The 13645-nt window shown below is 58.4% G+C and carries 15 protein-coding genes; 4 read left to right on the forward strand and 11 right to left on the reverse strand.

Annotated elements, in window-relative coordinates; genetic code table 11:
• Positions 1-22 precede the first annotated feature (22 nt).
• Both ELQ88_RS11715 and ELQ88_RS11720 read right to left on the reverse strand, forming a co-directional pair.
• Positions 23-286: a DUF4404 family protein gene (locus ELQ88_RS11715; protein ID WP_128870920.1), complete on the reverse strand. Its 264-nt coding sequence runs from the start codon at positions 284-286 to the stop codon at positions 23-25.
• Positions 287-409: 123 nt separating this feature from the next.
• Positions 410-1030: an HAD family phosphatase gene (locus ELQ88_RS11720; protein WP_138965172.1), complete on the reverse strand. Its 621-nt coding sequence runs from the start codon at positions 1028-1030 to the stop codon at positions 410-412.
• A 198-nt stretch (positions 1031-1228) separates the two neighbouring features.
• On the opposite strand from ELQ88_RS11720, the gene ELQ88_RS11725 reads away from it, so the two are divergent.
• The 3 genes from ELQ88_RS11725 to rssC all read left to right on the forward strand — a co-directional run bounded on the left by ELQ88_RS11725 (position 1229) and on the right by rssC (position 4140).
• Positions 1229-1918, forward strand: a complete 690-nt coding sequence (locus ELQ88_RS11725) for a VacJ family lipoprotein (RefSeq protein ID WP_128870922.1) — start codon at positions 1229-1231, stop codon at positions 1916-1918.
• Between the two features lie 558 nt (positions 1919-2476).
• Positions 2477-3658 (forward strand): two-component system response regulator RssB, encoded by a 1182-nt coding sequence (gene rssB / locus ELQ88_RS11730; RefSeq protein WP_138965174.1) that lies wholly within the window; start codon positions 2477-2479, stop codon positions 3656-3658.
• A complete protein-coding gene (rssC, locus tag ELQ88_RS11735; RefSeq protein ID WP_064676786.1) occupies positions 3658-4140 on the forward strand; it encodes an anti-sigma factor antagonist RssC in 483 nt (160 codons plus the stop codon). Before rssB ends, rssC begins: the two co-directional genes overlap by 1 nt.
• 278 nt (positions 4141-4418) lie before the next feature.
• On the opposite strand, the gene tal is transcribed toward rssC, so the two are convergent.
• The 5 genes from tal to ELQ88_RS11760 all read right to left on the reverse strand — a co-directional run bounded on the left by tal (position 4419) and on the right by ELQ88_RS11760 (position 8699).
• On the reverse strand, positions 4419-5345 hold the full coding sequence (gene tal / locus ELQ88_RS11740; protein ID WP_128870924.1) for a transaldolase: 927 nt from the start codon (positions 5343-5345) through the stop codon (positions 4419-4421).
• 178 nt (positions 5346-5523) lie between these two features.
• Positions 5524-6519: a tRNA dihydrouridine(20/20a) synthase DusA gene (dusA, locus tag ELQ88_RS11745; protein WP_138965176.1), complete on the reverse strand. Its 996-nt coding sequence runs from the start codon at positions 6517-6519 to the stop codon at positions 5524-5526.
• Between the two features lie 280 nt (positions 6520-6799).
• A complete protein-coding gene (locus ELQ88_RS11750; RefSeq protein ID WP_138965178.1) occupies positions 6800-7213 on the reverse strand; it encodes a pilin in 414 nt (137 codons plus the stop codon).
• Between the two features lie 201 nt (positions 7214-7414).
• The gene (locus tag ELQ88_RS11755) at positions 7415-7852 is read right to left on the reverse strand and encodes a tetratricopeptide repeat protein (RefSeq protein ID WP_161599955.1); all 438 of its coding nucleotides are present in this window, start codon (positions 7850-7852) and stop codon (positions 7415-7417) included.
• Positions 7853-8273: 421 nt separating this feature from the next.
• Positions 8274-8699, reverse strand: a complete 426-nt coding sequence (locus ELQ88_RS11760) for a DUF2628 domain-containing protein (RefSeq protein ID WP_138965181.1) — start codon at positions 8697-8699, stop codon at positions 8274-8276.
• Positions 8700-9030: 331 nt separating this feature from the next.
• Between ELQ88_RS11760 and ELQ88_RS11765 the strand changes: the two genes are divergently transcribed.
• Positions 9031-9438 (forward strand): hypothetical protein, encoded by a 408-nt coding sequence (locus ELQ88_RS11765; protein WP_138965183.1) that lies wholly within the window; start codon positions 9031-9033, stop codon positions 9436-9438.
• A gap of 73 nt (positions 9439-9511) precedes the next feature.
• Here the strand turns inward: ELQ88_RS11765 and ELQ88_RS11770 are convergent, their stop codons facing one another.
• The 4 genes from ELQ88_RS11770 to ELQ88_RS11785 all read right to left on the reverse strand — a co-directional run bounded on the left by ELQ88_RS11770 (position 9512) and on the right by ELQ88_RS11785 (position 13545).
• Complete coding sequence (locus tag ELQ88_RS11770) at positions 9512-10534, reverse strand: transketolase family protein (protein ID WP_138965185.1); 1023 nt, start codon at positions 10532-10534, stop codon at positions 9512-9514.
• The gene (locus tag ELQ88_RS11775) at positions 10531-11379 is read right to left on the reverse strand and encodes a transketolase (RefSeq protein ID WP_138965187.1); all 849 of its coding nucleotides are present in this window, start codon (positions 11377-11379) and stop codon (positions 10531-10533) included. Before ELQ88_RS11775 ends, ELQ88_RS11770 begins: the two co-directional genes overlap by 4 nt.
• An 18-nt stretch (positions 11380-11397) precedes the next feature.
• Positions 11398-12696, reverse strand: coding sequence for an MFS transporter (locus ELQ88_RS11780; RefSeq protein ID WP_138965189.1), 1299 nt, complete (start codon positions 12694-12696; stop codon positions 11398-11400).
• A gap of 99 nt (positions 12697-12795) precedes the next feature.
• Complete coding sequence (locus ELQ88_RS11785; protein WP_138965192.1) at positions 12796-13545, reverse strand: SDR family NAD(P)-dependent oxidoreductase; 750 nt, start codon at positions 13543-13545, stop codon at positions 12796-12798.
• Between the last annotated feature and the right edge of the window lie 100 nt (positions 13546-13645).

The raw sequence follows: 13645 nt of genomic DNA on the forward strand, positions 1-13645 counted from the left end.
GGGCTTTTTTGCATCCAGGGAATCAGATCCCCATATTGCCCAACGCCTGCACAATATTACGCAAGGTGCCGGCCAGGGTCGGATGTTCGAGTTCGAAGCGTTCGACAGCCAGATTCACATTATCGGAAAGGCTGGAATCCTGGGTTTTGGTTTCAAGTTCAAGCTCAAGCTCGATCTGCTGCATCAGCTTGTGCAGGTCATCGCGCTCGAGTTCGGTCAGCGGTGGATTCTGTTCCAATTGCTCGCGCAGGGTATTGAGCTGTTCTTGCAGTTCGCGGGCAGGCATGGTGTTCTTCCTTTTATCGATAGGCACTGGCATAGACCGCAGCGGCACGCCAAAGGTCTATGGCTGTCCTTTAGATTAATCCACTCCCGCGCAACCTGCATACGTTCATCGGTGGGGAGGTGTTCAGGGCTTCTCGCCCTTGAGCCGGCGCAGGCGGATGTCGGCCAGGCAGGTGTCAAGTTCGCCGAGGTGATCGATCACCGAATGCACACCCAGGCCGAACAGGTGCACCGTGGCCTTGCCGCGTTTGATGTCCCGTTCCTGCTGGGTCAATGCCTGCCATTCGTTGGGCGCCAGCCCGCAGAGCGAACCGCAGGAGGCCAGGCCGATCGTCCACAATCCGGCATTCAACCCCGATTGCAGCAAGCGCGGTTCGCCGCTGACCAGCACGCAACCCTCCAGGCGCTCCACATTCAAGCGCATCAATGCTTGCCAGCAGGCATCGGGGGCCGGCCACGGATTGATTGTTGCAAGGTGTTGCGATGGAATTATCCATTCCGGCAGGGCGGCGGCCAGGGAATGGCAGAGGGCAGGGGGCAGTTCATCGAGCCAGGCGCAGGGAATCCGTTGCCCTTGCAAATTGTGCAGGCTCTCCAGGGCGCCGGGCGTGACCTCGGCCTGTTCGCTGGCGTGGCTGCCGTGACGGTGCGTGCGGGCGCCGAAATCCACCAGGCAACCACTGAGGCCGAACAGCACGGCGGTCAGGCTGGGTGCAGCGAGGGGCAAGGTTTCGGCGTGCGGCATATTAACGTCCCTGAAATAGTTTCAAGGCTAGGGGCCGATGGTGACAGTTACGTGACATCGCGGTGAATCGCCGAACATCATCGCCAATCTGTTACCTGGAATGCACGATGCTGCCTAAAGCGACTATTCCGTCTTATACTAGCCAGCTTATCGCTTGGGCCCCTGCGCCCGCGCCAGTAACAATCCAAGGAGTTTTCTATGCGCTGGAGCAATCATCTAGCTCGGCTTTCTGTGTGCGCCAGTGTGCTGGTGGTTCCGTTCGTTGCCCAGGCCGCCACCGAAGAAGATCCTTGGGAAAGCGTCAACCGCCCGATCTACAAGTTCAACGACGTGCTCGACACCTATGCCCTGAAGCCCTTGGCTCAAGGCTACCAGTTCGTGACGCCGCAGTTCCTCGAAGACGGCATCCACAACATGTTCCGCAACGTCGGTGACGTCACCAACCTGGCCAACGACCTCTTGCAGGCCAAGCCGGCCGCCGCCGGTGTCGACACTGCGCGCCTGATCTTCAACACCACTTTCGGCGTGCTGGGCTTCTTCGACGTGGGCACCAAGATGGGCCTGCAGCGCAACGACGAAGACTTCGGCCAGACTCTCGGTTACTGGGGCATGGGCAGCGGGCCTTACGTGATGCTGCCTTTTCTGGGCCCAAGCACCCTGCGTGACGCGCCGTCCAAGTATGTCGACGGCTACACCGGCCCCTACCGCTACATGGACGACGTATCGCTGCGTAACTCGATCATGGGCCTTTACATCATCGACACCCGCGCCAGCCTGCTGTCGGCCGAGAAGCTGATCAGCGGCGACAAATACACCTTCATCCGGAATGCGTACCTGCAGAATCGCGAATTCCGGGTCAAGGACGGCCAGGTCGAAGACGATTTCTGATCTTCGCAGGAGCAAGTTCGCTCGCGATGGACGCCAACGATAACGCGCGCTCCCTGAACAAACGCAACACCCTGTAGGAGCGAGCTCGCTCGCGATGGACGCCAACGATAACGCGCGCTCCCTGAACAAACGCAACACCCTGTAGGAGCAAGCTCGCTCGCGATGGACGTCAACGATAACGCGTATTTCCTGAATAAACGCGTCGCCCTTGAGACCATCGCGAGCAAGCTCGCTCCTACAGTTGTTTAATTCGGTGAATGACGAAATACCTGTTAAATCGGCAGGTTACGACCTTCCATCCAGTTACGCTCCAGCCGGTTTTTATAACTCCCGGTCATTTGGCAAGCAAAGACGTCAAGCGACCATCGGCGTGAGCTTGAAACGCCCCGCGGATGGGAGTACCGTCTGCGCCTTAGAAGGGCACCTCTGGTGTACCCGTGTGTAGGGCAAATTCCCGAAAACGGTGCGACGGAGAGGCTAGAAAGCGAATCCAGTAGTGTGAGCCGGGTCAAAACCCCTGCCTGCTACGCCAACCTAATTCTGGCGCCGTTTGCCCACATGCCAAAAACCAGTGCCACGCTGCTGATAATCGATGATGACGAAGTAGTGCGAGCGAGTCTCGCCGCCTACTTGGAAGACAGTGGTTTCAGCGTCTTGCAGGCCAGCAATGGCCAGCAGGGTCTTCAGGTATTCGAGCAATTCAAGCCCGACTTGGTCATCTGCGATCTGCGCATGCCGCAGATGGGCGGGCTCGAACTCATCCGCCAGGTCACCGAGCGATCGCCACAAACCCCGGTCATCGTGGTGTCGGGCGCCGGCGTGATGAACGATGCGGTCGAGGCCCTGCGCCTGGGCGCGGCGGATTACCTGATCAAGCCCCTCGAAGATCTGGCGGTGCTCGAGCACTCTGTGCGCCGGGCCCTGGATCGTGCGCGCCTGCTGCTGGAAAACCAGCGCTACCGCGAGAAGCTGGAAAAGGCCAACCGTGAGCTCGAGGCCAGCCTGAACCTGCTCCAGGAAGACCAGAACGCCGGTCGCCAGGTGCAGATGAACATGTTGCCGGTCAGTCCCTGGAGCATCGACGAGTTCCAGTTTGCGCACCAGATCATCCCGTCGCTGTACCTGTCGGGCGATTTCGTCGACTACTTTCGGGTCGACGACCACCGGGTCGCGTTCTACCTCGCCGATGTGTCCGGGCATGGCGCCTCGTCGGCTTTCGTCACCGTGCTGTTGAAGTTCATGACCACGCGCCTGCTGTTCGAATCCAAGCGCAGCGGTACATTGCCGGAATTCAAGCCTTCAGAGGTCCTTGGTCATATCAACCGAGGCCTGATCAGTTGTAAGCTGGGTAAACACGTCACAATGGTCGGTGGAGTCATCGACGAGGAGACAGGTTTGTTGACCTATAGCATCGGCGGTCATTTGCCGTTGCCTGTGTTGTACACGCCAGACAGTGTTCGTTATCTGGAAGGACGTGGTCTGCCGGTGGGCCTCTTCAATGAAGCCACCTACGAAGACCACCTGCTGGAGCTGCCGCCGACATTCAGCCTGACGCTGATGTCCGACGGCATCCTGGACCTTTTGCCAGAACCGACACTCAAAGAAAAAGAAGCGGCTTTGCCCCAACGGGTCAAGGCAGCGGGCGGCAGCCTGGATGGTCTGCGGCAGGTTTTTGGATTGGCCACGCTGGGGGAGATGCCGGATGATATCGCCCTGTTGGTGTTGAGCAGGAATCTTTGATGAGTACCGGTAGAATCCAGTTCGCCGAGCAGGACGGCACCTTCGTCCTCAAGTTCGTCGGTGAAGTTCGCCTGACCCTGTGTTCGGCGTTGGATGCGACTATTGAGCGGATCTTCACTTCGTTGAATTTCAACGCGATCGTGATCGACCTGACCGAAACCCGCAGCATCGACAGCACCACCTTGGGCCTGCTGGCCAAACTGTCGATCCTGTCGCGGCAAAAGGTCGGCCTGCTGCCGACCGTCGTCACCACCCACGAAGACATCACCCGGCTGCTGCAGTCCATGGGCTTCGAGCAGGTGTTCAACATCGTTGACCGCCCGATCCCGTGCCCCGAGTGCCTGACCGACCTGCCAGACCAGGACCAGTCCGAAGAAGTGGTGCGGATCAAAGTGCTCGAAGCGCACAAGATCCTCATGGGCCTGAACGACTCCAACCGTGAAGCCTTCCACGACCTGGTAAATGCCCTCGAGCGGCACTGATCCCCAATCAATGGCCAGCTCCCCCTTGTGGGAGCGAGACCGGACCAGTCACCACGCAGTTGAATATGCCGCCCCATCGCGGGCAAGCCACGCTCCAACAAGCTCAGCGTCGTCCACATCCCTCATGGACGACACAGCCCCCTGTAGGAGCGAGCTTGCTCGCGAAGGCGCCATAACAAACACCACATCCCCCGCCGCGAAGCCACCCAACACCCAAACTCAACGCAAAAAAAAGGACGAACCCAAGGTCCGCCCTTTTTGCATCGCTCCGACCTAAATCACAACTTGGCCTGCAGCAACGCCTCAAGCTTCTCCTGATCCCGAGCAAACTGACGAATACCCTCGGCCAGCTTCTCGGTCGCCATCGCATCTTCGTTGGACAACCAACGGAACTGCGCTTCATTCAGGCTCAAACGCGCCTCACCGGCGTTGCCCGGTGCCAATTTGCGCTCCAGCTTGCCGTTATCCGCCGCCAGCTTCTCCAGCAGGTCCGGGCTGATGGTCAGGCGGTCGCAACCGGCCAACTGCTCGATCTGATTCAGGTTCCGGAAGCTCGCGCCCATCACCACAGTCTTGTAGTCATTGGCCTTGTAGTAGTTATAAATCCGCGTCACCGACTGCACACCCGGATCATCCGCGCCGGTGTAGTCGTTGCCGTTGGCCTTCTTGTACCAGTCGTAGATACGGCCCACGAACGGCGAAATCAGGAACACCCCGGCATCGGCACAAGCCGCGGCCTGAGCGAAGGAGAACAGCAGGGTCAGGTTGGTCTGGATGCCTTCCTTTTCCAACTGCTCGGCAGCGCGGATACCTTCCCAGGTGGACGCGATCTTGATCAGCACCCGGTCACGGCCCACGCCAGCCTTGTCGTACAGGTCGATCAGACGGTGCGCGCGCTTCAATACGGCGTCAGTGTCGAACGACAGGCGCGCATCCACCTCAGTGGAAATACGGCCCGGTACAACCTTGAGGATTTCTTGCCCTACCGCCACGCCAAAACGGTCGCTGGCCAGGCCGACATCGCCCTTGCAGTCGTGAACGCACGCATTCAGCAACTCGGCATAACCGGAAATGGCCGCGGCTTTGAGCAGCAGCGAAGGGTTGGTGGTAGCGTCCACGGGTTTAACGCGAGCGATAGCTTCGAAGTCGCCGGTGTCGGCAACCACGGTGGTCATTTGTTTGAGTTGATCCAGCTTGGAAGTCATGGGCGTGCTCTGTCCTATGGGTCTGGTGACATTACCCGAGCGCTGACAGCCACTCAAGGGCGTGTGCGTGTATCGATGGCCCCGGCGGCAACAACCTGAAAACGGGTGTTTGAAAGGCGGGGCGCGGTATCGATAGTTACGATGCCAAATCCGGGCACAGGTTCAACCGGGGCGACCGTTAACGCCCCTCCAACAACTCCGCCGCCTGATCCAGCAACACCAACGGCTCTTTAGCCTTATGAATATCCACCGACAACAACTGCCGAAACTTGCGCGCCCCCGGGAAACCGGTGCCCAGTCCCAGCACATGCCGGGTGATATGGTGCATCGAACCACCGGCATCGATATGCGCCGCGATGTAGGGCCGCAACTGCGCCAGCGCCTCGGCCCGGCTGATCACCGGCGCCGTGCTGCCGAACAGCTGTTGATCGACCTCGGCCATCACATAAGGGTTGTGATAGGCCTCACGGCCCAGCATCACCCCGTCGAACGTCTGCAAGTGCTCGCGACAAGCCTCCAGCGTCTTGATCCCGCCGTTGAGAATAATCTCCAGCTCCGGAAAATCCTCTTTCAACCGCGCCGCCACGTCATAACGCAGGGGCGGAATGTCGCGGTTCTCCTTCGGCGACAACCCCTCCAGAATCGCAATCCGCGCATGCACCGTAAAGCTCGTGCACCCGGCATCCCGCACCGTACCGACGAAATCGCACAACTGCTCGTAACTGTCCCGGCCATTGATCCCGATCCGATGCTTCACCGTCACCGGAATCGACACCGCATCGCGCATCGCCTTCACACAATCGGCCACCAACTGCGGATGCCCCATCAGGCACGCGCCGATCATATTGTTCTGCACCCGATCACTCGGGCAGCCGACATTCAGATTCACCTCGTCGTACCCATGGTCCTGCGCCATGCGCGCGCACATGGCCAGGTCCAGCGGCACGCTGCCACCGAGTTGCAGGGCCAGCGGGTGCTCGGCTTCGTTGTGACGCAGGAAGCGCTCGTGATCGCCGTTGAGCAGCGCGCCGGTGGTGACCATCTCGGTGTAGAGGAGGGCGTGTTTGGAGAGCAGGCGCAGGAAGAAGCGGCAGTGGCGGTCGGTCCAATCCATCATAGGCGCGACGGAGAAACGGCGGGAGAGCGGGGCGGGCGTGGCGGTGATTGGGGGCATTGGGGATCTGGAATCGGTGGGGCTGGGTGGAGGGAGAGTTTATCAGGATTGAGACGTTGGGGTTTGGGCAGTCCCATCCGCCCGGGGGGCAGGATGCTGTGAGCTCCAGGCGAAGGGGATGCTCAAATAAACCAGAGAATCATCTAGGGGCTAGCCACCAGATGCAGCGAACGCTCCTCTCGTCACCAGGACGGTTTCGAGAGGAGCGTCATTGGTCCTTTGCGGACCCGCTTGACCAGTTATTGCTGTTCAACGTGCATCGTCGCTACTGCTTGGCACGTTATCCTTTAGGGCAGCCCTTGCTGGCATACTTCGCGTCGCCACTGTATTTGCAAGTCCACGCACCGGCGGTATCTCGCGTCCAGGTAACGCTACCTGTCGCGGCAAGGTTGTCTTTGATGGCGCAGGCGATTGTGCCAGTGTTGGAGGCTGCTACCTGGGTCGTTGTTATATCGCAGTTAGGTGTGGTGGTTTGCAGACCGATTGCAGCCGGGGTAATGTTGGCAGTATTCCCTTCATTCACCATCACCTCGAACCCAGTTTTCCCAGGGGAAATCTCCGCTATTGCCGCACCGACCTTGGCTTTGGCCACATAATCCGAATAAGCCGGAATAGCGAATGTGGCCAGAATCCCAATGATCGCAACGACGATCAGGAGTTCGATGAGCGTAAAACCCTGTTGTGCAGATTTCATTCAGACATCCTTTTAGGTCAATTTAACGGCAGAAACAGCGTTGCTGATTGCTGTCAAGCAAGGGCTATGCCAGTCTCGGCGAGTAGCAATACCCCGGCAGAAACCGGCTCTGCGTTCAATTGAAAACAACTTGGCATAGGTTTGATTGCGCCTTATTGGGCATTGGCACGGCTTGGCTCGTGCCACTGAATGTCAGGCCATTCAGCGTGCTCCAGTGTTGGTAAACCGTAGAAGAGAATTTATTTGCCCTCCGGCCACCACGTGTCCGAAGGAAGCGGCCTTGGCGATCCACATGATTCCAGTGTTCTCATCTTTGGAGACGCCCTTGCCGCAGATGAAGCAGTTGCCGAGATAGTGCATGGCATCAGGGTGCCCTTGATCGGCTGAAGCGCGCCACCAATACAACGCCACTTCATGCTTTCCAAGTTCATCGAACATCTGGGCCAGATCGTTTTGCGCATCGGCGTTTCCCGCATCGGCCGAAATGATCAGATCAATATCCTCATAGGTGAGCGGGACTGAGATGAAGGGAAGGACGTCATCCAGCGCAACCATCGTTCTTCCCCGATCGCTGCCGGTACGGCCTACGACTTTGGCGGACACTCTGCGCCACCAGGTGCGTTTGCTGTGCTCACTCATGGCTATTGCTGAATCAAGACCTATCGATCGCATAATTTCTCCTTAGGGTTGAAATGGGCATTAGCGAGTGGCAAGCAGTAACGGTATTGAGACCCACTCTGCCGAACAGAATGTCGTCTTGCAACAATAGGCCCGTTGTCGACTTGGGTGGCGGATTTGAAATGAAATGGAAGCAATAATCCTGCCGATGCTCCAGCTGCGGGGACTGCTGTCCTCAGGCCAGGTGACCCGGCCTTCGCGCCCTATGGCTGGGATTTTGGCCAGTTGGTCTACGGCGGCGAAGAAAGGGCAACGAAGTGAGGTCAAGTAGTTGCACGGTGTAGTTTGATCAGCATTTTGTGCTGGCCCAATGAAAAAGGCGCGCTCTAGAAAGCGCGCCTTCCTTTATCCCGGCAGGATACATTTCGATCCCGCAAGTCATTCAGACGATCTTCAACCCTTCAAACGGGTTCCACCCTTGCGAGCCTTTTTCCTGCTTCAGGTAATACGCATAGTTGGCGCTCAACCCGTACATCAGTGCAAAGACGACGTTCAGGCCGCTGCCCAAGGCATTGGGCAATTCATGACCCAGGATTGTGAAGATCAACGACAGGCTGAAGCTGACGACAACGATGATCCCTATCAGCGCCAGATTCTTTTTCCACAAACCAAGCACGAAAAGGTAAATCGGTCCGAAGAAAATCGCGATGAAGTTGATATTGATCAGCATGCGTTTGCGGGTCGGTAGCTGCTTGAGCGCCGAACTGAAGTCGGGGTTTTTGGGGCTGCCGTGCTGATTGAAAAAAGCGAATCGCTCTTTCCATTTTGGGCTGGCATCGTGGTTTTGCAATTCATCCGTGCTGCTCATGTTCTGTCCTTTTTTGGGGGGCGCTGCTGGTCGAGAGATCGACCAGGTTTTCCTTCAGTGCGTTTGGCAAGGCGTTTTTGTAGGCCGCAGGCCAGTAGCGGTGGCGACTTGAGTCTCCGGCAGCGTAGGAAATTTCACAAGCCATTATGTTCAGCCGCGAGCAGGCTCGGGATCAGAACGCAAAACCTGCCCGCCATTGCTGATGCTGCTGCTTTGACATCAACTGCCAGGCACAATGGCTTGCCGACCGTCACCAACAGCAGAAATAAGGGTGAATTGTTAACGGCGGCCTGCTATTACCCTGTAACCACCTGAACGAAGGAGCGCTGACATGTCGACCACCAAGAAGCTGGCCCTGATGATTGCTGCGCTGTACTTCTCGAGCTTCGCCCAAGCCCGCGAGCTGGAGGTTGCCACGGGCGGCGCGACCGTGACCATCAATGGCATTACCTACACCGGGAAAAACATCAGCGTTGACGGCAACCGGGTGGTGGTCGATGGCGTCGAGCAGGCTGTGCCAGTGACGGGGCCGGTGAGCGTCGTCGTGAACGGTAACCCCACCTCGGTTGAAACGGCCGCTGGCAGGGTTCAGGTCACCGGCAATGTCGGCAGCGTCCGCACCATGAGCGGCCATGTCGAGAGTGGTGATATCAATGGCGATGTCACTACCATGTCGGGTGATGTGAGTTGCAAGGTTCATAAGGGCGACACTAAAACAGTCTCCGGCAACATCAGGTAATCAGCGCCGATGGCCGATAGTCCTGGAGATGTTCCCGGGTGGCACCTGTGTCCAGGTGCCTTGCACCCTGCAGTTACAGCCAGGCTTTGATTTGCGTGCAAACCGCTTGAGTTGAAATACCGTAGCGATCATGGAGTGTTGGCAGCGCCCCGGCATCGAGGAAGGCGTCCGGTAAGGCTATTTGCCTGAAGGTGGGTGTTACGCCGTTCCGCAGCAGGACAGTGGCAACCGCCTCACCCAGTCCACCGATGATGGAGCTGTTTTCCGCGGTAATGACCAGTCGACCGGGTTTTCTGGCTTCAGCCAGAATGGTTTGTTCATCCAGGGGCTTGATCGTCGGTACATGTAGCACGGCCACATCAACGCCATCAGCTTGAAGTTCGTTGGCCGCTTCCAACGCGCGCATCGTCATTAGACCGGTGGAGATGATCAAAACATCATTGCCGGTACGCAGGGTTTTGGCTTTGCCGATCTCGAATTTGTAGCCGTATTCGTCCAGCACCAGCGGCACATTTCCGCGTAGCAAACGCATGTAGACGGGCCCTTGGTGAGCGGCGATGGCAGGCACTGCCTGTTCGATCTCGAGCGCGTCGCACGGGTCGACGATCATCAGGTTGGGCATGGCACGGAAGATCGCCAGGTCGTCCGTGGCCTGGTGGCTTGGGCCGTAACCGGTGGTGAGGCCGGGCAAGCCGCAGACGATTTTGACGTTGAGGTTTTCCTCGGCAATCGCCATGCAGATGAAGTCATAGGCGCGGCGGGAGGCGAATACGGCATAAGTCGTGGCGAAGGGTACGAAGCCTTCCCGGGCCATCCCCGCTGCTGCGCTCATCAACAACTGCTCGGCCATGCCCATTTGATAAAAACGATCCGGGTGGGCCTTGGCGAAAATGTGCAGGTCGGTGTACTTGGACAAGTCGGCGGACATGCCCACGATGTCTGAACGCTGATCCGCCAGCGCGGCTAACGCATGGCCAAAAGGTGCTGAGCGGGTGGCCTGGCCTTCAGAGGCAATCGAAGCGATCATCGCCGAGGTGGTCAGGCGCTTTTTTGGCGGCTTGATCAATGAAGTCGGCGTGTTGGTTGCGTTGCTCATTGGTTTTTTCCTTCTTCAAGATTGCTCAGTGCCAGATCCCATTCGTGCTCTTCCACACGGATGAAGTGGGTCTTCTCGCGGTTTTCGAGGAAGGGCACGCCTTTACCCATTTTGGTGTCGCAGATGATGACTCGCGGTTGCGTGCCGGGATGGTTGCGCGCGGCATCGAATGCGGCGACCAGTGCCTCCAGGTCATTGCCATCGACCCGTTGGGTGAACCAGCCAAATGCCTGCCAGCGATCAACGATCGGTTCGAACGAGAGGATTTCGCTGGAGTAGCCATCGGCTTGCTGGTTGTTGACGTCGACTATGGCAATCAGGTTGTCGAGCTTCCAGTGCGAGGCCGACATCACCGCTTCCCAGGTCGAGCCTTCATTCAGTTCGCCGTCCGACAGCAAGTTGTAGACGAAGGAAGATGAACCTTTGCGCTTGAGGCCCAGGCAGGCCCCGACCGCGATGCCCAGGCCCTGACCCAGCGAACCGCCGGTGATTTCCATGCCCGGGGTGTAGGTCGCCATGCCCGACATCGGCAGCCGGCTGTCATCCGATCCGTAGGTTTCCAGCTCATCGAGCGGGATGATTTGCGCTTCGATCAACGCTGCGTACAGCGCAATCGCGTAGTGACCGATGGAGAGGTAGAAGCGGTCTCGCTCCTCCCACTGCGGATTTTCCGGCCGATAGTTCAGTGCGTGAAAGTAGGACACTGCCAGCAGGTCGGCGGCACCAAGGGCCTGGCCGACATAGCCCTGGCCCTGGACTTGACCCATTTGCAGCGCGTGCCGACGAATGTTGTGGGCGCGCTCCACCAGGGTTTTGGATGAGGCGTATGAAAGATGGGTAGTCATGCTAAAAACTCCGTTAAATCAACGATTGACCAGGGCGGCGGGAATGCGCAGCACCAACAAAGCTCCGCTCACCAGTACGCCGGTGATGAGATACATGCCGATGGCGCTGGAGCCGGTGAGGGTGGTGATCCAGCCGATCAGGTAAGGCGAGCAGAAGCCGGCGAGGTTGGCGAAGCTGTTGACCGCCGCGATGCCTGCGGCGGCAGACACGCCACCGAGCAACGTGGTGGGTAACATCCAGAACATCGACGTCGCGGCCAGAATTCCGGAAGCGGCCAGGCAAAGACTCAGAATGGAGAGCGTCACATTTCCCCCCATCATTGCCGCCAGAGTCAGTCCGATGGCACCCGTGATCATCGGTATGATGAGGTGCCAGCGGCGCTCGCGATGTTTGTCGCCACTGCGTCCGGCATACAGCATGGCCACAATTGCGCAGAGGTAGGGCAGGCTGGTCAGCACGCCGATCTTCATCGGGTCGGACACCCCTGCGTTACGCACCAGGGTCGGCAGCCAGAAGGTGATTGCGTACTGGCCCATCACCACACAGAAGTAGATGGCGGCCAATAGCCAGAGACGACGGTCACGGATGAATTCACCTACAGAGGCGTGTGTGACTTTTTTCTGGTCATCCTCGGCCAGCTCGCGGCTGATCAGCGCTTTTTCGTCGTCGTTGAGCCAGTTGGCTTGATGCACGCCATCCTTGAGATAGCTCAACACCAGAAGTCCAACCACGACCGTGGGCACGGCCTCCAGTACGAACATCCATTGCCATCCCGCCCAGCCATGCATCCCTGCGAAGTGGGTCATGATCCAGCCGGAGAGGGGGCCGCCCACCATGCCTGACAGCGGAATGGCGACGAACCACAACACGGTCATGCGGGCACGACGGTAGGATGGAAACCAGTAGGTCAGATACAACAACAGACCCGGCGCCAGGCCGGCTTCGGCAATGCCAAGCAGAAAGCGCAAGGCGTAGAATTGCCAGGCGGTTTCGACGAAGGCGAACAGAGCAGACACAATGCCCCAGGTGATCATGATGCGCGCGATCCAGACCCGCGCACCGACCTTGTGCAGGATGATGTTGCTGGGGACTTCGCAGAGGAAATAGCCGATGAAGAACATGCCCGCGCCCAGCCCGTAGACCGTTTCGCTGAGCGCCAGATCGTTCATCATTTGCAGCTTGGCAAAGCCGACGTTGACCCGGTCCAGATAGGCGCACAGGTAGCACAGCATCAGGAACGGCATCAGGCGCCACGCGGTTTTCCGGTAGGCGTTGGAGCGCACGGTCGAAACCGCTTCGAGCGACAGGGTTGTCATGATGGTCCGATCTCTTGTTTTTATTGACCGCCAGGCTATAAAGCCTGGCTGCGTCGTCGATCCAGAACCGCACGGGCCGCGTAGGCCCGCCAGGTATCATCAGTGAATCAGCATGCCGCCGTTCACATCCAGCGTGATGCCAGTCAGATAGGAGGAAAGGTCACTGGCCAGGAACAGGGCCGCGTTGGCGACGTCCTGCGCTTCACCAAGACGCCCTAACGGAATGCCGTCGATGATCGCGTGGCGGCGTTCGTCCTGCATCAGGCCGCCGGTGATGTCGGTGTGAATCAAACCAGGTGCAATGGAGTTGACGCGAATCTTGTCCGGCCCCAGTTCTCGTGCCATGGCTTTGCCCAGACCCAGCACACCCGCTTTGGCGGCACTGTAATGCGGGCCACCGAAAATCCCGCCGCCACGTTGCGCGGAGACCGAGGACATGCAGACGATGCTGCCGCAAGACTGTTGACGCATGATCGGGATCACCGCCTGCGACATGAGCAAGGTGCCGCGCAGGCTGACGTCCAGTACCTTGTCGTAATCGCAAGGGCGAATGTCCAATGTCTTGAGGGGCTGGGTGATGCCGGCGTTGTTGACGAGGATGTCGATGCGGCCGAACTGTTCGATGATTTTGGCAACGGCCGACTGAACCTGCGATTCGTCAGCAACGTTGGCTGCAAGACCGAGATGTCCTTCACCCAGGGAAGCAGCGGCATCACGGGCGGCGGATTCATCCAGATCGAGGATCACGACGTGTGCACCCTGTTGCGCAAAGGTGGTCGCTGTAGCGCGGCCAATGCCACGTGCGGAAGCTGCACCGGTGATGATCGCGACTTTGCCTTGAAGAAGCATGGAAGAGTACCTCTGATTGTTTTTATTGGGTCGACCCACAATGAATCGATGACTCAGCTTGGTCCCCAGGCATGCCTTGAGCAATAACGTGAATGTCACT

It is taken from the genome of Pseudomonas sp. MPC6, from assembly GCF_006094435.1.
Taxonomy (GTDB): Bacteria; Pseudomonadota; Gammaproteobacteria; order Pseudomonadales; family Pseudomonadaceae; genus Aquipseudomonas.